Annotated in this window: 19 protein-coding genes and 1 pseudogene; 13 read left to right on the top strand and 7 right to left on the bottom strand. The window is 72.2% G+C overall.

The genetic code is table 11. The annotated features are described in order from the left end of the window. From DKT68_RS32530 to mshA, 3 genes and pseudogenes are all read right to left on the bottom strand, one after another. Window positions 1–711: pseudogene (locus tag DKT68_RS32530) on the bottom strand (hypothetical protein); the annotation flags it as partial. 361 nt (window positions 712–1,072) lie between these two features. Next, window positions 1,073–1,588, bottom strand: coding sequence for a type III secretion system chaperone family protein (locus DKT68_RS11555; protein WP_109817419.1), 516 nt, complete (start codon window positions 1,586–1,588; stop codon window positions 1,073–1,075). 57 nt (window positions 1,589–1,645) lie between these two features. Further along, on the bottom strand, window positions 1,646–3,010 hold the full coding sequence (gene mshA / locus DKT68_RS11550; protein WP_109817416.1) for a D-inositol-3-phosphate glycosyltransferase: 1,365 nt from the start codon (window positions 3,008–3,010) through the stop codon (window positions 1,646–1,648). 215 nt (window positions 3,011–3,225) lie between these two features. Between mshA and DKT68_RS11545 the strand changes: the two genes are divergently transcribed. After that, window positions 3,226–3,993, top strand: coding sequence for an SDR family oxidoreductase (locus tag DKT68_RS11545; protein ID WP_109817415.1), 768 nt, complete (start codon window positions 3,226–3,228; stop codon window positions 3,991–3,993). Between the two features lie 33 nt (window positions 3,994–4,026). Then, window positions 4,027–4,833: an SAM-dependent methyltransferase gene (locus DKT68_RS11540; protein WP_109817414.1), complete on the top strand. Its 807-nt coding sequence runs from the start codon at window positions 4,027–4,029 to the stop codon at window positions 4,831–4,833. Between the two features lie 7 nt (window positions 4,834–4,840). Here the strand turns inward: DKT68_RS11540 and DKT68_RS11535 are convergent, their stop codons facing one another. Next, window positions 4,841–5,923, bottom strand: coding sequence for a UDP-N-acetylmuramate dehydrogenase (locus DKT68_RS11535; protein WP_109817413.1), 1,083 nt, complete (start codon window positions 5,921–5,923; stop codon window positions 4,841–4,843). 69 nt (window positions 5,924–5,992) lie between these two features. Here DKT68_RS11535 and DKT68_RS11530 point away from each other — a divergent pair, with 69 nt between their 5' ends. The 8 genes from DKT68_RS11530 to DKT68_RS11495 all read left to right on the top strand — a co-directional run bounded on the left by DKT68_RS11530 (window position 5,993) and on the right by DKT68_RS11495 (window position 14,110). Beyond that, a complete protein-coding gene (locus DKT68_RS11530) occupies window positions 5,993–6,751 on the top strand; it encodes a maleylpyruvate isomerase family mycothiol-dependent enzyme (RefSeq protein ID WP_109817412.1) in 759 nt (252 codons plus the stop codon). Window positions 6,752–6,980: 229 nt separating this feature from the next. Then, window positions 6,981–8,288: an ABC transporter substrate-binding protein gene (locus DKT68_RS11525; RefSeq protein ID WP_109817411.1), complete on the top strand. Its 1,308-nt coding sequence runs from the start codon at window positions 6,981–6,983 to the stop codon at window positions 8,286–8,288. A 70-nt stretch (window positions 8,289–8,358) separates the two neighbouring features. Beyond that, on the top strand, window positions 8,359–9,351 hold the full coding sequence (locus DKT68_RS11520) for a carbohydrate ABC transporter permease (protein WP_109817410.1): 993 nt from the start codon (window positions 8,359–8,361) through the stop codon (window positions 9,349–9,351). After that, the gene (locus DKT68_RS11515; protein WP_109817409.1) at window positions 9,348–10,181 is read left to right on the top strand and encodes a carbohydrate ABC transporter permease; all 834 of its coding nucleotides are present in this window, start codon (window positions 9,348–9,350) and stop codon (window positions 10,179–10,181) included. Before DKT68_RS11520 ends, DKT68_RS11515 begins: the two co-directional genes overlap by 4 nt. Continuing rightward, window positions 10,178–11,560, top strand: a complete 1,383-nt coding sequence (locus tag DKT68_RS11510; protein WP_109817408.1) for a GH1 family beta-glucosidase — start codon at window positions 10,178–10,180, stop codon at window positions 11,558–11,560. Before DKT68_RS11515 ends, DKT68_RS11510 begins: the two co-directional genes overlap by 4 nt. A gap of 19 nt (window positions 11,561–11,579) precedes the next feature. Beyond that, window positions 11,580–12,587: a LacI family DNA-binding transcriptional regulator gene (locus tag DKT68_RS11505; RefSeq protein WP_109817407.1), complete on the top strand. Its 1,008-nt coding sequence runs from the start codon at window positions 11,580–11,582 to the stop codon at window positions 12,585–12,587. Between the two features lie 202 nt (window positions 12,588–12,789). Continuing rightward, window positions 12,790–13,203 carry a RidA family protein gene (locus DKT68_RS11500; RefSeq protein WP_109817406.1) on the top strand — a complete coding sequence of 138 codons (414 nt, stop codon included), beginning with the start codon at window positions 12,790–12,792 and terminating at the stop codon, window positions 13,201–13,203. 1 nt (window position 13,204) lies between these two features. Beyond that, on the top strand, window positions 13,205–14,110 hold the full coding sequence (locus DKT68_RS11495) for a GNAT family N-acetyltransferase (protein WP_109817405.1): 906 nt from the start codon (window positions 13,205–13,207) through the stop codon (window positions 14,108–14,110). A gap of 6 nt (window positions 14,111–14,116) precedes the next feature. Here the strand turns inward: DKT68_RS11495 and DKT68_RS32370 are convergent, their stop codons facing one another. After that, the gene (locus DKT68_RS32370) at window positions 14,117–14,242 is read right to left on the bottom strand and encodes a hypothetical protein (protein WP_269089847.1); all 126 of its coding nucleotides are present in this window, start codon (window positions 14,240–14,242) and stop codon (window positions 14,117–14,119) included. Between the two features lie 125 nt (window positions 14,243–14,367). Further along, window positions 14,368–14,697, bottom strand: coding sequence for a hypothetical protein (locus tag DKT68_RS11485; protein ID WP_109817404.1), 330 nt, complete (start codon window positions 14,695–14,697; stop codon window positions 14,368–14,370). A gap of 243 nt (window positions 14,698–14,940) precedes the next feature. Here DKT68_RS11485 and DKT68_RS11480 point away from each other — a divergent pair, with 243 nt between their 5' ends. From DKT68_RS11480 to DKT68_RS11470, 3 genes are read left to right on the top strand one after another with little or no spacing between them, the layout of a single operon-like run. Beyond that, the gene (locus DKT68_RS11480; RefSeq protein ID WP_109817403.1) at window positions 14,941–15,687 is read left to right on the top strand and encodes a DUF5753 domain-containing protein; all 747 of its coding nucleotides are present in this window, start codon (window positions 14,941–14,943) and stop codon (window positions 15,685–15,687) included. Beyond that, the gene (locus DKT68_RS11475; RefSeq protein ID WP_109817418.1) at window positions 15,684–15,869 is read left to right on the top strand and encodes a DUF397 domain-containing protein; all 186 of its coding nucleotides are present in this window, start codon (window positions 15,684–15,686) and stop codon (window positions 15,867–15,869) included. The genes DKT68_RS11480 and DKT68_RS11475 overlap by 4 nt, the downstream gene beginning before the upstream one ends. 42 nt (window positions 15,870–15,911) lie before the next feature. Beyond that, window positions 15,912–16,097 carry a DUF397 domain-containing protein gene (locus DKT68_RS11470; protein ID WP_109817417.1) on the top strand — a complete coding sequence of 62 codons (186 nt, stop codon included), beginning with the start codon at window positions 15,912–15,914 and terminating at the stop codon, window positions 16,095–16,097. A 43-nt stretch (window positions 16,098–16,140) separates the two neighbouring features. Here the strand turns inward: DKT68_RS11470 and DKT68_RS11465 are convergent. Further along, on the bottom strand, window positions 16,141–16,560 hold a 420-nt coding region (locus DKT68_RS11465; protein ID WP_109817402.1), incomplete at its 5' end, for a macro domain-containing protein.

Below are 16,560 nucleotides of genomic sequence, written 5' to 3'. Positions count from 1 at the left end.
GCCCTCCCGCTCGGTGCCGGCGATGGTCGCCGGTTTCGCCCCGCGCTCCCCTGCCCAGCGCTGGATCACCTCGTGGTTCGCGGTGATCAGGCTTCGCCCCGGGCGCTCCGGCCGATCCGTGACCGACGAGATCACCTGCGAGCTGCGAGCCGACCGCCCGGTGCCCCGCCCGGTCCGGATCCCGCCAGCCGCCGTACCGCCGCCGGTCGACGGGGTCGCCGCAGCGCGCTTGGCGGGCGCCGCCCGCTTCGCCGACGGCCGCGCCGAGGCCTTCTTGGCCGGCGCCTTCCGCGCGGGCGCCGTCCGGGCCGTCGTCGACGTGCGGGCGGCCGTGGACCTCGCCGCCGGTGTCGTCTTCCTGGCAGCGGTCGTCTTCCTGGCGGCGGTCGTCTTCTTCGCCGCCGTCTTCCGCGGGGCGGTCGTCTTCCTGGCCGCCGTCTTCCGCGGGGCGGTCGTCTTGGCCGCGGTCGTCTTCTTGGCGGCGGTCGTCTTCTTCGCCGCGGTCGTCTTCTTCGCGGCGGTCGTCTTCTTGGCCGCGGCCCGCTTCGCGGGGGCGCTCTTGTTCGCTGGTGCGGCCTTCGCGCGGCTCGGCGCCGCCCGGGTCGCCGACTTCTTCGTGGCGCCGGCCCGACCCGCGGACGCTCTCGTGCCGGTGGCCCGGCCGGCCGGACCGGTGCTGCGCCGGCCGGCGCCGCCGCGCTCGGCCCGCATCGAGCGCACCAGCTGCTTCACCAGGTCGGGCTTGCGCAGCGCGGAGATTCCGGAGACTCCCCGTTTGCGTAGCTGCCCGCGAATGTCGTCCACCCGCATCTGGGAGATCGCCGCCTCGGAGATCTCCGGGGTGTTCGGCGTCTGGTTGCCGCTCTGTCGTTTCTGGGTGGTCGCAGTCCCGCCGCGACCTGAGCTGTTCCGCTGAGCCATGGGACGCTCACGCTCCTCGACACTCCGTCCTCGGCGCGCGGGGGTCCCTGTGCCGCACCGCGCGGTGCGGCATACCCGTCAGGAGCGGTCCGAACCACCAAAGGTCAGCCAGGTCAGGGCCGGGCGGCCGGGCGGGTTCACGACCGGGCGGTCAGGCCGGGTCGGGGCCGGAGCCGGAGGGCTCGAAGAGGTGAGAGAAGGCGGCCAGGTTGGCGGTCGACTCGCCACGCTTGACCCGCCACTCGTACTCGCGCCGGATGGAGCTGCCGAAGCCGATCTCCAGCATGGTGTCGAAGGACTCGTCGGCGTACGTGAGCACAGCCCCGAGCAGCCGGTCCAGCTCGTCGGCGTCCACACCGGCGGGGTTGACGCGGCCGGTCAGGTACACGTCGCCGACGGCGTCGGTGGAGAAGGAGACGCCGTACATCCGGGCGTTGCGCTGCAACAGCCAGGCCCACAGCTCCTCACGCCGCTCGTCCGGCTGGCACATCACGAACGCCTCGACCCGCAGCGCGTGCTCGCCGACGATCAGGTTGCAGACCGTCTTGAGCTTGTGGGTGCCCGGCAGGGTCACCGCGTACGAGCCCGGACCCGTCGACTCCCAGGCCAGCTCCCGCTCGGCACAGACCGACTCGATCAGGGTCGCAAGATCGCTCTTGGGGCTCACCGGACCCACTCTACGACCGACCCCGCCGGAGCACCGGGTGGCGCCCTGCGCCCCCGCTCACCAGGAGCAGGAGAGCGCCGGGTCGCCCGCGAGGTCGGCGACGAGGCGGGCGCGGTGCGCGGCGGTCGCCTCGCCGTACACGGCAAGGAGGCCGGCGACCGTGCGATCCCAGGAGAAGTGCCGGGCGTGCTGCTCGGCGCCTCGGGCCAGCGCCGCCCGCCGGGCCTGGTCCGGCAGCAGGCGGGCCAGCGCGAGGGCCCACTCCGCCGGGTCGTGGCCGTCGATCAGCACCCCGCTCACCTGGTCCCGCACGGCGGTGACCAGCCCGCCGACGGCGGCGGCCAGCACCGGCGTACCGCAGGCCTGCGCCTCCAGGGCGACCAGCCCGAAGGATTCGTTGTGTGACGGCACCGCGACCAGGTCGGCCGCCCGGTACAGGGCCGTCAGGTCGTCCCCGGTCCGCGGTGGCAGGAAGCGCACGCGGTCGGTGACCCCGAGCGTGGCGGCCAGCTCGATCAGCGCGGTCGGCCGATCGAGCCCGCTGCCGCTGGGCCCGCCGCAGATCGCCACGGTCACCTGGTCGGCGAGCGCCGGGTCGCGGTCCCGCAGCGCGGCGACCGCGCGGATCAGCACGTCGGGGGCCTTGAGTGGCTGGATCCGGCCGACGAAGGCCACCACGTACCCGTCGACCGGCAGCCCCAGCCGGCGGCGGGCGGCGCGGGCCACCGCGGACCGGTCGCCCGGCGCGGGCCGGAACCGGTCCAGGTCGACGCCGGGCTGGACGACGGCGACCCGGGTGGGATCGGCGTCGTACCGCTCGACGAGATCGCGGGCCTCCACCCGGGTGTTGGCGACCAACCGGTCCGCCTCGGCGACCACCTGCTCCTCGCCGATCACGCGGGCCTTGGGTTCCGGCCGGTCGCCGGCCGCGAGCTGGGCGTTCTTGACCTTCGCCAGGGTGTGCGCGGTGTGCACCAGCGGCACTCCCCAGCGCTCCTTGGCCAGCCAGCCGACCTGGCCGGAGAGCCAGTAGTGGGAGTGGATCAGGTCGTAGTGCCCGGGCGGGCGGGACGCCTCGGCGCGCAGCACCCCGGCGGTGAAGGCGCAGAGCTGACCGGGCAGCTCCTCCTTGGTCAGGCCTTCCAGCGGGCCGGAGGTGATGTGCCGGACCTGCACGCCCGGTGCCATCTCCACCACCGGGGGAAGGTCACCGGACGTGGCCCGGGTGAAGATCTCCACCTCGACGTTGGCCTCGGCGAGCCGCCGGGCGACCTCCAGGATGTAGACGTTCATCCCGCCGGCGTCGCCTGTGCCGGGCTGGTGCAGGGGGGACGTGTGCACCGACAGGGTGGCGATCCGGCGGGGCCGGGGCCACGGTTGGGAACCTCGCTGACGACCAACGCCGGTGTGCAGTTCCGCCACGTCCGCTCCTCTTGTCACGGTTAATGCCGTCTCGCACGACCGGCGCTTCTCGGTCAACCTGTACGCCGGATGTCATCTTCCCCATCGGCCTACGGAAATTCTCCGGCGCGGCCCCCCGGGGTGACGGACCTCATCGCCGCCCACACTCCTGCCCAGCGAGGGCGGCCGCCACGCCCGCCCGGACCGGGCCGGTTAGTCGGGGTGACAATGACGGGATGACCTCTGTCGCCATCGTGACCGGAGCCTCCAGCGGAATCGGCGCGGCCACCGCCCGCCGACTCGCCGCCGAGGGTTTCCACGTGCTCGCCGCCGCCCGCCGCGCTGACCGGCTCGACGACCTGGTCGCCCAGATCGTCGCCGCCGGCGGGCAGGCCACCGCGGTGACCTGTGACGTCACCTCGGACGAGTCCGTGGCCGGACTGGCCGAGGCCGCCGCGCGGGCGCCCGGGCCGGTCACCCTGCTCGTCAACAACGCCGGCGGCGCGCGCGGGCTGGACCCGGTGGAGTCGGGTTCGGTCGCTGACTGGCAGTGGATGTACGACGTCAATGTTCTCGGCACGCTGCGGGCGACCCAGGCGCTGCTGCCGGCGCTGGAGGCGTCCGGCGCCGGCACCATCGTGGTCGTCTCCTCCACCGCCGGCCTGACCGTGTACGAGGGCGGTGGCGGCTACACCGCGGCGAAGCACGCGCAGACCGCCATCGCCGGCACGCTCCGGCTGGAGCTGTGCGGCCGGCCCCTGCGGGTGATCGAGATCGACCCGGGCATGGTGAAGACGGACGAGTTCGGGCTGGTCCGCTTCGACGGTGACGCCGACCGGGCCGCCGCCGTCTACGCCGGTGTGCCCGGGCCGCTGGTCGCCGAGGATGTCGCGGACTGCATCGCCTGGTGCGCCACCCGCCCGGAGCACGTCAACGTCGACCGGCTCGTGGTGCGTCCGCGGGCACAGGCCGCCCAGCACAAGGTGCACCGGGTCGGGCAGTAGGGCGCGAGGAGTGAGCCGGGGCGGGAGGTCGGGATGAGCGGTGCGGCCCGGCGTCGGCCGCTCGGGGTCGTCACCCGCGGGACGACCAACCCGAACCGGCTCCGCCGCGTGGACAACTGGATCGTCGCCACCTGCGCCGACCGGCTGCGGGCGGCGGCCGACCCCCTGGTGGTCGACCTCGGCTACGGCGCCACCCCGGTGACGGCGGTGGAGCTGCGGGCCCGGTTGGCCGCCGGGGTCCGTCCGGACGTACGGCTGGTCGGGCTGGAGATCGACCCGGCCCGGGTGGCGGCTGCGGCGCCGGCCGCCGACCCGCCCGGCCTGACCTTCGCCCGGGGTGGATTCGAGCTGGCGGGGCTCCGGCCGGTGTTGGTCCGCGCGTTCAACGTGCTGCGCCAGTACGACGAGCGGGAGGTGCCGGCCGCCTGGCGGACGATGACCAGCGCGCTCGCCCCCGGCGGGGTGCTCGTCGAGGGCACCTGCGACGAGCTGGGGCGGCTCGCCGCCTGGCTGCTGATCGACGCCGACGGCCCCCGGACGCTGACCCTGGCCGCGAAGCTCACCACCCTGGACAGCCCCGCCGAGCTGGCCGAGCGGCTGCCCAAGGCGCTGATCCACCGCAACGTCCCGGGCGAGCCGGTCCACGACCTGATCCGCGCGCTGAACGACGCCTGGTGGGCCGCCGCCCCGTACGCCACCTTCGGCCCCCGCCAGCGGTGGTTACGAGCGGTGAGCCACCTGAGGGACACGGGCTGGCCCATCCTGGACCGCCCGCACCGCTGGCGCCAGGGCGAGCTGACGCTCTCCTGGCCACCCCCGACCCCCGGCCGCTCCGGCTGAACCGGGGTCAGAGGGTGCAGTTGATCAGGACGGGTTCGGGGTGGAGGGTCACGCCGAAGCGGGTGTGCACCGTGCCGCGGATCTCGTTGGCCAGGGTCAGCAGGTCCTCCGTGCTGGCTGTGCCCGTGCGGTTGGTCAGGGCCAGGGTGTGCTTGCTGGAGATCGCCACGCCGTCCGGGCCCGGGTGGCCCCTCGTGAAGCCGGCCTTGTCGATCAGCCAGGCGGCGCTCACCTTGACCGTGTCGTCGGGTCCGGGCCAGGCCGGGGGCTCACCCAGCTCGGCGGCGCGCTCCCGGAGCAGCTCGTAGGTCCCCCGGCCGAGCACCGGGTTGGTGAAGAAGGAGCCGACCGAGCGCGTGTCGGGGTCGGTGGGGTCGAGCACCATGCCCTTGCCGGCGCGCAGCCGCAGCACCGCCGCGCGGGCATCGGTCAGCGACACCCGGTCGCCCACCTCGACACCGAGCGCCCGGGCCAGTTCGGCGTAGCGCACCGGGCCGGAGAGCGGGGACCGGGCGAGCCGGAAGTCGACGGAGAGCACCACCATCCGGTCCCGGTACTTGAAGATGCTGCCCCGGTACGCGAACCCGCAGTCGGCGGCGGGGACGAACTGCCGGACACCCTCGATGCGGTCGTACACCTCGACCCCGGTGATGGTCTCGGCGACCTCCTGGCCGTACGCGCCGACGTTCTGGATCGGGGTGGCGCCGGTCGAGCCCGGGATGCCGGAGAGGCACTCCACGCCGGCCCAGCCGTTGGCCACCGTCGCCGCGACGAGGTCGTCCCACGGCTCGCCGGCCTCGACCCGTACCGTGACCGACTCGGCGTCCTCGGCGACGACCCGCAGGCCACGGGAGCGCACCAGGACGACCGTGCCGGGGAAGCCGGCGTCGCCGATCACCACGTTGCTGCCGCCCGCCAGGATCAGAACCGGCTCGTCCGCGGCCCGGACGGCCCGCACGATCCCGTCGGAACTGTCCGCGGCCACGATCCGCCGGGCCGGCCCGCCCATCCGCAGCGTGGTGTAGCTGGCCAGTGGACCAGGGATGGCACGATCGGCTTCGGTTGTCGGCTGGGCGTAGGCATCTGACACGTCTTTCACCTTAGGCTGAGGGGCAGCCGTGACACCCACTGGTGGCCCGGCACCCCCGGGAGGATGGCGATGAGCAGACTGCAGGGCAGCAAGGATTTCTGGATCGGAGCGCTCCGGACGGAGGGTCCGGCCTTCGCCGCGGCGGTGGCCGAAGCACCGCCGGAGACACCGGTGCTGTCCTGTCCGGGCTGGACGGTCAACGATCTCACTCTGCACCTCGCCGGCATCTACCACTGGGTTTCGTCGTTTGCCGGCTCCGGCCGGACGACCGTGCCGGCACGGCCCGACCGGGCCGAGGCCGACCCGGGCCTGAGCCCGCTCCAGCTCTGGCAGCAGGGGTACGACCAGCTGATGACCCTCTTCGACGGGCTCGACCCGGAGGCGCCGGCGTGGAACTGGGCCCCGCAGCCGAAGAGGGCCGGCTTCTGGCCGCGCCGGATGGCGCACGAGACGGCGGTGCACCGCTGGGACGCCCAGCTCGCCATCGCCGCCGGTGAGCCGGTCGAGGCGAAGCTGGCAGCCGACGGGGTGAGCGAGGTGCTGGACACCTGGCTGCCCGCCGGCCGTCGGCGGGACCCGGGCGAGTGGCACGGGGTGGTGCAGCTCTCCGCGACGGACGCGGCGCAGGACTGGTATCTGCGGCTGCGCGGCCAGGGCGTGGCGCTGCTCGACACGGCGACGATCTTCGACCACGACGACCATCACGCGCGGGCACATGTGAGCGGCAGCTCGAGTGACCTGCTGCTGGCGCTCTGGGGCCGGGTCAGTTTCGAGACGCTGGACGTCACCGGCGACCGCAACCTGCTCAACGGCCTGCGTACCCGCTGACCGACGCCCGGCCGGCCGGGACCGCACGACGAGAGGGCGTCACCCCACGGGTGGCGCCCTCTCGTCGTACACGCATCGAAGGTCAGTAGTCGCCTGAGGATTCCAGCTACGCGAAAGTTGCATTAGAGAGCGCTCTCTTGACAGCGCGAGGGCGACCTACCACCCTGTCGTGAGAGCGCTCTCTGGGCCATCTACCACCATCGACCACCTTGAGAGGGGTCCGAATCCCATGGCTGTCTTCCCGCGCCGCCGCCTCGCCGCGGTGGCCCTCGCCGCCGCCACCGCCCTGCTCGTCACCGCCGGCTGCGGTGGCGGCGACGAGGCGGACGGGGACGGGCCGGTCACGCTGACCGTCGACGTCTTCGGCCAGTTCGGCTACGAGCAGCTGTACCAGGAATACATGGCCGCACACCCCGACGTGAAGATCGTCGAGCGCGGCACAGGCACCAACCTCGACGAGTTCTCACCGAAGCTCACCCAGTGGCTCGCCGCCGGCCGTGGCGCCGGTGACGTGGTGGCCATCGAGGAGGGGCTGATGGTCGAGTACAAGGCGAACCCCGGCAACTTCGTCAACCTGCTGGACCACGGCGCCGCCGACCTCAAGGGCAACTTCCTCGAGTGGAAGTGGAACGCCGGCCTCACCGCCGACGGCAAGCAGCTGATCGGCCTCGGCACCGACGTCGGCGGCATCGCCATCTGCTACCGCAAGGACCTCTTCGCCAAGGCCGGCCTCCCGACCGAGCGGGACGCGGTCTCCAAGCTCTGGCCCACCTGGCAGGACTACATCGCCACCGGGGAACGGTTCGTCGCGGCGAAGACCGGAGCGTCCTTCCTCGACGCGGCGACCAACACCTTCAACACCATCCTGTTGCAGACCGCCGGCAACACCACCGGCTACAGCTACTACGACACCAACGGCAACCTGGTCGTCGACAGCAACCCGGCCGTACGGCAGGCGTGGGACACGACGATGGACATCGTCGACTCGGGCCTCTCCGGCAAGTACGGCTCCTGGTCGGAGGAGTGGGTCTCCGCCTTCAAGCAGTCGAAGTTCGCCACCATCGCCTGCCCGGCCTGGATGACCGGGGTCATCGAGGGCAACGCCGGGCCGGCCGCCAACGGCAAGTGGGACATCGCCCGGGTGCCCGGCAACGGCGGCAACTGGGGCGGGTCGCACCTCGCCGTGCCCAAGCAGAGCAAGCACCAGGCCGAGGCGATCGAGCTGGTCAAGTTCCTCACCAGCGCCAAGGGCCAGATCGGTGCGTTCAAGGCCAAGGGCCCGCTGCCCTCCTCGCCGCAGGCGCTGGACGACGCGGCGATCACCGGCGCGACCAACGCGTACTTCTCCGGCGCGCCCGTCGGCACGATCTTCGGCACCGGCGCGAAGAGCCTGAAGCCCGTCTACATGGGCCCGAAGAACCAGGCCGTCCGCACCGAGGTGGAGAACGCCGTACGGACCGTGGAGCTCGGCCAGCGCAACCCCGAGCAGGGCTGGACGGACGCGGTGACCAACGCGAAGAAGGCCGCCGCCAAGTAGCCCGAGCAAGCGTGCGGGCGGGCTCCGGTAGCCGGAGTCCCGCCCGCACGGCGGAAAGGAGTCCTCGCGCATGACCGTCCAGCTCGACGCCCGGCCACCGGTCGCACCGGCACCCGGCGACCACCGCCGATCGTCGGGCCGGCTCAGCCGGCTCGACACCCGGTACTCGCCGTACCTCTACATCGCCCCGTTCTTCCTGCTCTTCGCGGTCTTCGGGATCTACCCGCTGGTGTACACGTTCTGGGTCTCGCTGCACGACTGGGACCTGCTCGGCACCGACCATCCGTTCGTCGGCGCGGAGAACTACACCCGCCTGCTCGCCGACGGCGACTTCTGGCACGCCGTGGTCAACACGCTGGGCATCTTCGTCATCTCCACCGTCCCGCAGCTGCTCGCCGCGCTCTGGCTGGCCAACCTGCTCAACCGGGGCCTGCGGGCCCGCACCGGCTGGCGGATGGCGGTGCTCGTCCCGAACGTGACCTCCACCGCCGCCGTGGCGATCGTGTTCGGGGTGCTCTTCGGCCGCGAGTTCGGCATGGTCAACTGGCTGCTCGACCTGGTCGGGGTCGACGCGATCGAGTGGAAATCCGACCGGGTCGCCTCCTGGGTGGCCATCTCCGCCATGGTCGACTGGCGGTGGACCGGCTACAACGCGCTGATCCTCCTGGCCGCGATGCAGGCCATCCCCCGCGACCTGTACGAGGCGGCGGCGATCGACGGCGCCAACCGGGTCCGGCAGTTCTGGTCGGTCACCGTTCCGCTGCTCAAGCCGACGCTCATCTTCTGCGTCATCATCGCCACCATCGGCGGGTTGCAGCTCTTCACCGAGCCTCGGCTGTTCCACTCCGGCACCAACCCGATCCGGGGCGGACCGCTCCGTGAATCACAGACAGTGACCATGTACATGTTCGAGAACGCCTTCGCGCCGCACTACAACTTCGGGTACGGCTCCGCGGTCGCCTGGCTGCTCTTCGCGCTCATCGCGATCGTGGCGGCGGTCAACGTGCTGGTCCTGCGCCGGCTGGGCGGCAAACCGGACGCCAGGAAGGGAACGGCCCGATGAGCCGGCTCTGGCGGGCCAGCCCGCTCACCTATCTGGCCCTGGTGGCCGCCGCCGGGATGTCGATCTTCCCGATCTGGTGGATGTTCGTGGTGGCCAGTCGGTCCAGCGACGCCATGGGACAGCTGCCGCCGCCGATGACCCCGGGCGGCAACCTGGGCGCCAACATCTCCCGGCTGTTCGACAACACCGACGCGTACTTCCTGACCGGCCTCATCAACTCGACGATCGTGGCCGTCACGGTGACCGTCTCCGTGGTGTTCTTCGCCAGCCTTGCCGGCTTCGCCTTCGCCAAGCTCCGGTTCCGCGGCCGCAACGCACTGCTGCTGGCGATCATCGCCACCATGATGGTGCCGACCCAGCTCGGCGTGATCCCGCTGTACATGCTGATGACCCGGCTGCACTGGAACGACCGGCTGCCCGCCGTGATCGTGCCGGCGCTGGTCACCGGGTTCGGGGTGTTCATGATGCGGCAGTACGCCGGCCAGGCGGTCAGCGACGAGCTGATCGAGGCCGCCCGGATCGACGGGTGCGGCACCGCCCGGACCTTCTGGCACGTGGTGCTGCCCGCGCTGCGCCCGGCCGCCGCCGTGCTCGGCCTGCTCACGTTCATGACCACCTGGAACGACTTCCTGTGGCCGTACGCTGTGCTGAACGACCCGGCGAACCCGACCGTGCAGCTCTCCCTGCGGGCGCTGTCGGATGGGTACTACCAGGACATGTCGCAGGTGTTCACCGGGACGGCCATCGCGACGCTGCCCCTGCTGCTGGTCTTCGTCCTGTTCGGCCGGCAGATCATCGGCGGGATCATGGAAGGTGCGGTCAAGGCGTGAATGAACTCCGGTTTCCTGAGCACTTCCTCTGGGGAGCGGCCACCGCCGCGTACCAGATCGAGGGTGCGGCCCGCGACGACGGCCGCGGCCCGTCCATCTGGGACACCTTCAGCCGCACACCGGGAAAGGTCTACCAGGGCCACACGGGCGACGTCGCCTGCGACCACTACCACCGGTACGCAGACGACGTGGCGCTGATGGCCGAGCTGGGGCTGCGGGCGTACCGCTTCTCGGTCGCCTGGCCGCGGATCCAGCCGGACGGCACGGGCCCGGCCAATCCGCGCGGGCTGGACTTCTACGACCGGCTCACCGACACGCTGCTCGACCGGGGGATCGACCCGATCGTCACCCTCTACCACTGGGACCTGCCGCAGACGTTGGGCGACCGGGGTGGCTGGACCAACCGGGAGACCGCCGAGCACTTCGCCACGTACGCCACGGCGGTGTACGCCCGGCTGGGCGACCGGGTGGACGTCTGGACCACGCTGAACGAGCCCTGGTGCTCGGCGTACCTCGGCTACGGCAACGGGGTGCACGCCCCGGGCGAGCAGGACCCGGCGGCGGCCTTCACCGCCGTACACCATCTGCTGCTCGGGCACGGCCTGGCGGCGCGGGCGCTGCGGTCGGCCGGCGCGCGCAGCGTGGGCATCACCCTCAACCCGGCCGACGTGCGGCCGGCCGACCCGCAGAGCGCGGCCGACGCCGCCGCCGTCCGCCTGATCGACGGCCTGCACAACCGGATCTTCCTCGATCCGCTGCTGGCCGGCGGCTACCCGGACGACGTACGCGAACACGTGGCGCGCATGGTCGAGCCGACGTTCATCCGGGACGGCGACGAGAAGCTGATCGCGGCCCCGATCGACCTGCTCGGGATCAACTACTACCAGCCCAGCTACGTCGCCGGTCGGCCCGACGGGGCGGGTGGTGGCGGTGCGTACCCGGGCACCGAGGGTGCCGTGCAGTTCCTGCCGCCGACGGGGCCGCTCACCGACATGGAATGGATGATCGAACCGGCCGGGCTGACCCGCCTGCTGGAGCGGATCGCCACCGACTACCCCGGGGTGCCGCTGCTGATCACCGAGAACGGCGCGGCGTTCCCCGACAAGCCGGGCGCCGACTCGCCCGACGGGCCGGGGCAGGTGGTCGACACCGACCGGATCGGCTACCTCGACGGACACCTGCGGGCCGCGCACGAGGCGATCTCCCGGGGCGTGGACCTGCGCGGCTATCTCGTATGGTCGTTCCTGGACAACTTCGAGTGGGCGGAGGGCTACCGCAAGCGGTTCGGGATCGTGCACGTCGACTACCTGACCCAGCGGCGCACACCGAAGGCCAGCGCCCGGTGGTACCAGGAGGTGATCTCCCGGAACGGGCTGTGACGAGCGGGGGGAAGTCGCGATGACGACGGCGCAACGGCCGACGCTCGAGGCGGTGGCGGCGCGGGCCGGGGTGTCCCGGGCCACCGTCTCCCGCGTGGTCAACGGCTCGACCACCGTCGCGGAGCCGATCCGGGAGGCGGTCAACCGGGCCGTGGCCGAGCTGGGGTACGTGCCCAACCTGGCCGCCCGCAGCCTGGTCACCCAGCGCACCGACTCGATCGCCCTGGTCATGCCGGAGGCGGCCACCCGGGTCTTCTCCGACGACCAGGTCTTTCCCGGCATCATCCGCGGGGTCAGCCAGGAGCTGGAGGCGGCCGACAAGCAACTGGTGCTGATGCTGGCCGGCTCACCGGCGGGGCACGACCGGGTCGAGCGGTTCACCACCGGGCGGCACGTCGACGGGGTGCTCTTCGCCTCGCTGCACGGCGCCGACCCGCTGCCCGGCACGTTGGCCCGGCTCGGCATCCCGGTGGTGTGCAGCGGCCGGCCGCTCGGCGACGTGCCCGTGCCGTACGTCGACGTCGACCACGTCGGCGGGGTGACCGCGGCCGTCCGGCACCTGATCGACAGCGGTCGCCGGCGGATCGCCACCATCGCCGGGCCGCAGGACATGGTGGCCGGGATCGAACGGCTCACCGGCTACCGCGCCACGATGGCCGCCGCCGGGATGCCCGAGCTGGTCGCGATCGGGGACTTCACCCGGGAGTCCGGGTCGGCGGCGATGCATCGGCTGCTCACCGAGCACCCCGACCTGGACGCGGTCTTCGCCGCCTCCGACCTGATGGCGCACGCCGCCCTCCGGACGCTGCGCGAGGCCGGCCGGCGGGTGCCGGAGGACGTCGCGGTGGTCGGCTTCGACGACATCGAGACGGCCGCGTACACCGAACCGCCGCTGACGACCGTCCGCCAGCCGATCGTGGAGATCGGCCGGCGGATGACCCGGCAGCTGCTCCGCCTGGCCGCCGGCGAGACCATCGAACCGGCGGTCATGCTCCCCACCGAGCTGATCCTGCGCGACTCCGCCTGACCGCGCCGCGCCGCGCCTGCCCTGCCCTGCCCTGCCCTGTCCTGCCCTCAAGATCCGCACAACTTCAGGGATGTTGGTGTCTCCCCACGCCAGGAGGCACCAATATCCCTGAAGTTGCTGCCTGCTCTTCCGCACGTGCACCCGCAGCGTCGGCGCGGTTAATGCGTCGCCCCGGCACCCGATCGTCGTTAGCCTCGCCGGCATGCCGGATCCCGTCGCGCTGCTGCACGTGCCCGCCCTCTCCGACGTCGCCGAGTACGCGTACGCGGCCACCGTCGAGCCGCCCGCCCGGCTGGTCTTCACCGCCGGCGCGTGCCCGCTCGACGCGGAGGGGCGGACCGTCGCGCCGGGCGACCAGGCGGCGCAGGCCCGGCAGGTGATGGCGAACCTGGAAACCGCCCTCGGGGCCGCCGGCGCCCGGCTGACCGACGTGGTCAAGACCACGGTGTACGTGGCGTCGTCCGAGCAGGCCGATCTCGTGAAGGTCTGGGAGGTGGTTCGGGACTTCTTCGGCGACCACGACCCGCCCAGCACCCTGCTCGGGGTGGCCGTGCTCGGCTACACCGACCAGCTCGTCGAGGTCGAGGCCGTCGCCGCCGTACGGATGGCGGCCTGACATGCGGATCCGTGTGGCACAGCCCGACGACGCCCCGGCCGTGGTGGCGCTGCGGGCGATGGTCTACCCGTATCTGGTGCGCGGGGTCGAGTCGACCCGGAAGATGATTGCCGAACCGCCGCCGGAAAAGGGGTGGACCGCCTTCGTGGCCGAGGTCGACTCCCGGGTGGTCGGCTGGGTGTCCGCCCAACGCGTCGGCTGGACCTCGACGCCGGACTTCGGCGACATCTCACTGCTGCATGTCCAGCCAGAGCACCGGCGGCGGGGCATCGGCACCGCGCTGCTGGCCAGCGCGACCGGCCACCTCACCCCGCTGGGCGTCCGCCGGATCCGCACCTGGGCGCAGCCGGACGCGTTGCCGTTCGCCCGCCGGCACGGCTTCGAGCCCAGCCGCGAGCTGCGCTACTCCGCGCTCGACCTGGATCCGGCGCCCGCGCTGCCCGCGCTGCCCGAGCCGCCGCCGGGCGTACGACTGCGCCCGATCGCCGAGCTGGACCCGCACCGGCTGTACGAGGCCAACGCCGCGTCGTCGGTCGACGAGCCCGGCGACGTGCCGGTCGACGCGGTCAGCTACGAAAGCTGGCAGTACGACGTCTGGGACAACCTCGGCCTGGACAAGACGGCGAGCACCGCCGCCGAGGTCGACGGGGAGCTGGCCGCGTTCAGCCTGGTGAAGCGGGACGGGGACCGGATGTGGTCGGACTACACCGGCACCGTGCCGGCGTACCGGGGTCGGGGGCTGGCCCGGCTGGTCAAGACGGCGGCGCTGCACCGGGCCGCCGCGGGCGGCGTCCGGACCGCGTACACCTCGAACGACGAGGCGAACGGGCCCATGCTGGCGATCAACACCAAGCTGGGCTACCGGCCGGTCGCGGCCCAGTGGTCGTGCCTCGCCGAGCTGGCCTGATCAGCATCAGTCGACGCGGGGACGGACCCAGACGAGGAACCGTTCGACGTACGCCGCCGGGTCGGGTGTGAGGCCGAGCTTCACCGCGTCGGCGAACGCCTCGTCGAGGAGCGTCGTCAGCATCAGCAGCATGCCGACCCGGTCGCCTCTCCACCGGGAGAGCAGCGACAGCCGTGCCGGCGAGCACGGCCATGGGGCGCCGCACCGGGTGCAACGCCAGTGCGGTGCGCCGGGGTGGTGCGGGCGTACGCCGCGACTCACGCCCCCGCCCTCACCGGTGTGCGTCCGAGCCGGCGGGTGGCCGGCTGTGCGGTGATCGTCGGGGTCGGGGGCAGTACCCGCACGCCCTCGCGCAGCACGAACAGCTCGCGCCTCGCCAGCGCCATACCGTTCCGGCCCAGCTCATACCCTTCGACCCAGACCCACCCGTGGTACGTGTGCCGGTCGGTCAGCTCGCGGATGACCCGGACGGTCAACGGGCGCACGAACTGCGGACTCGCGGCACGGGTCAGCCTGATCACGTCACCGGCCTTCAGCGCCCCGGTCACCGCGACACCCAGCGGTGCGCCGGGACGGGGCTCGCCCATACGCGGTCCCGCGTCGGCGCCTTCGCTCGGTCGTTCCTCCGGCACGGCTGTCCCTCCTTCTCGGTCAGGAGGGGCCGCCCCTGAGTGCTCGCCCACGGAGCGGCCCCGGCAACGAACGCGGCCGCCGGGCTCCCGCCCCACCGGCCACGCCATCTATCCCGAGGCTGCCAACCGTTGCCGGATGAATACACAGCGTTACACTATGGACTCTGGACGTTCGGGACGAAGGAGGGCGGGCAAAGGATGAACCGGGCCGTCATGGCTGCCATGAACCAAGCCGGAGAAACCGCCGAAAGCCTTGCAGGTCAGGTGGGTGTCGATCCAAAGACCGCCGCGCGGTGGGTGAGCCACGGACGAATTCCGCAGACACGACACAGGGCACAGGTCGCCGCAATTCTCGGGAAGGACGTCGAGGAGTTGTGGCCGGACGCTCTGAAGCGCCGCGAGCCGGCATGGTTCCGCGCCTGGACGGACATCGAACGCGAGGCGGCCGCCCTACGGTGCTACGAATCCTCGGTGATTCCCGGGCTGCTCCAGACCGAGTCGTATGCCCGCGCGGTCATCGCAAGTGGCCCGCTCAACGCCGACGCCGAGAGCTACGTCGACACGCGCCTACGCCGGCAGGCCGCCGTCTTCGAGCGGCCCAGGCCGCCGATGACCGTCTTCGTCATCGACGAAGCCGCGTTGCGCCGGGGCCACGTGGACCTCATGGGCCCGCAGCTCGACCACTTGGCGACGATGGCCCAGCGGCCGAATGTGATGGTGCACGTGATCCCGCTGGACGCCGGGCTGCACCCGGGCCAGGCCGGGCCATTCGTGCTGGCCGCGACGCCTGACGGTGAGGATGTCGGCTACCTCGACGACCAAGCCACCGGACGCATCACTAATGACGTTGCTCCCCTATGGGCGGTCTGGGATACCGTGAGATCAGTAGCGCTGCCGCGTGGCCAAACCATCGACTTTCTGAAAGCGCGAGCATGGATGACCTGACTGGCGCCCGTTGGCGCAAGAGCACCCGCAGCAGCTCCAATGGCGGCAACTGCGTCGAGGTCGCCGACAACCTGCCCGGTGTCGTCGCGGTGCGCGACTCGAAGGACCCCGATGGCGGCACGCTGCGGTTCGACCCGCAGGTGTGGCAGGGGTTCGTTGACAAAGTAAAGAGCCAAATCTGACCGCCACAACCCCGAAGTTCTCGGAGCGAGGTCATGGCTGACCTGAGCGGCGCCGAATGGCGCACCAGTACCCGAAGCAGCTCCAACGGCGGCGACTGTGTTGAGGTCGCCGACAACCTGCCCAATGTCGTCGCGGTGCGCGACTCGAAGAACCGCGACGGCGGCACCCTGCGGTTCGACCCCCAGGCGTGGCAAGGATTCGTCGACCTGGTGAAGACCGCCTTCTGACCGCTGCACCACCGGAGCCCCCGGGTCTCTCCGGGGGCTTTCGCTATGCCGAGGGGTCGGCGTCAAGGACCTGGCGCGCCCTGGCGTGGGTGTCCGCCCCGAAGAGGACCAGGCGGGCCTCGGTGACCGTGGCCGGCGTGGCCGCGCGGAGCACCGACAGGGCCTGCCGGACCGCGTCGTCGATCGGCCAGCCGTAGATGCCGGCGGAGATCAGCGGGAACGCCACGGTGCCCGCGCCCAGCTCGTCCGCCACCCGGAGGCTGTTGGCGTAGCAGTCCCGCAGCAGCGCCGAGCGGTCCTCGGTGGCCGACCAGACCGGTCCGACGGTGTGGATCACCCACCGGGCCGGCAGCTCCCCGGCGGTGGTCGCCACCGCCTGTCCGGTGGGCAGGCCCCTGCCGTAGCGCGACGCCCGCAGCGCCCGGCACTCGGCCAGGATGGCCGGCCCGCCCCGCCGGTGGAT

Origin of the sequence: Micromonospora acroterricola, from assembly GCF_003172955.1 — a bacterium.
In the GTDB taxonomy this organism is placed as follows: domain Bacteria; phylum Actinomycetota; class Actinomycetes; order Mycobacteriales; family Micromonosporaceae; genus Micromonospora; species Micromonospora acroterricola.
Note: the sequence above shows the minus strand (reverse complement) of the source record. Positions and strands in the feature narration are given on the sequence as shown.

What these genes read in the sequence shown, in the direction of transcription:
- DKT68_RS11545 (WP_109817415.1), top strand. Translation starts at nt 3,226, where the DNA reads ATGACCTCTGTCGCCATCGTGACCGGAGCCTCCAGCGGAATCGGCGCG.
- DKT68_RS11540 (WP_109817414.1), top strand. Translation starts at nt 4,027, where the DNA reads ATGAGCGGTGCGGCCCGGCGTCGGCCGCTCGGGGTCGTCACCCGCGGG.
- DKT68_RS11530 (WP_109817412.1), top strand. Translation starts at nt 5,993, where the DNA reads ATGAGCAGACTGCAGGGCAGCAAGGATTTCTGGATCGGAGCGCTCCGG.
- DKT68_RS11525 (WP_109817411.1), top strand. Translation starts at nt 6,981, where the DNA reads ATGGCTGTCTTCCCGCGCCGCCGCCTCGCCGCGGTGGCCCTCGCCGCC.
- DKT68_RS11520 (WP_109817410.1), top strand. Translation starts at nt 8,359, where the DNA reads ATGACCGTCCAGCTCGACGCCCGGCCACCGGTCGCACCGGCACCCGGC.
- DKT68_RS11515 (WP_109817409.1), top strand. Translation starts at nt 9,348, where the DNA reads ATGAGCCGGCTCTGGCGGGCCAGCCCGCTCACCTATCTGGCCCTGGTG.
- DKT68_RS11505 (WP_109817407.1), top strand. Translation starts at nt 11,580, where the DNA reads ATGACGACGGCGCAACGGCCGACGCTCGAGGCGGTGGCGGCGCGGGCC.
- DKT68_RS11500 (WP_109817406.1), top strand. Translation starts at nt 12,790, where the DNA reads ATGCCGGATCCCGTCGCGCTGCTGCACGTGCCCGCCCTCTCCGACGTC.
- DKT68_RS11495 (WP_109817405.1), top strand. Translation starts at nt 13,205, where the DNA reads ATGCGGATCCGTGTGGCACAGCCCGACGACGCCCCGGCCGTGGTGGCG.
- DKT68_RS32370 (WP_269089847.1), bottom strand. Translation starts at nt 14,242, where the DNA reads ATGCTGCTGATGCTGACGACGCTCCTCGACGAGGCGTTCGCCGACGCG.
- DKT68_RS11485 (WP_109817404.1), bottom strand. Translation starts at nt 14,697, where the DNA reads ATGGGCGAGCCCCGTCCCGGCGCACCGCTGGGTGTCGCGGTGACCGGG.
- DKT68_RS11480 (WP_109817403.1), top strand. Translation starts at nt 14,941, where the DNA reads ATGAACCGGGCCGTCATGGCTGCCATGAACCAAGCCGGAGAAACCGCC.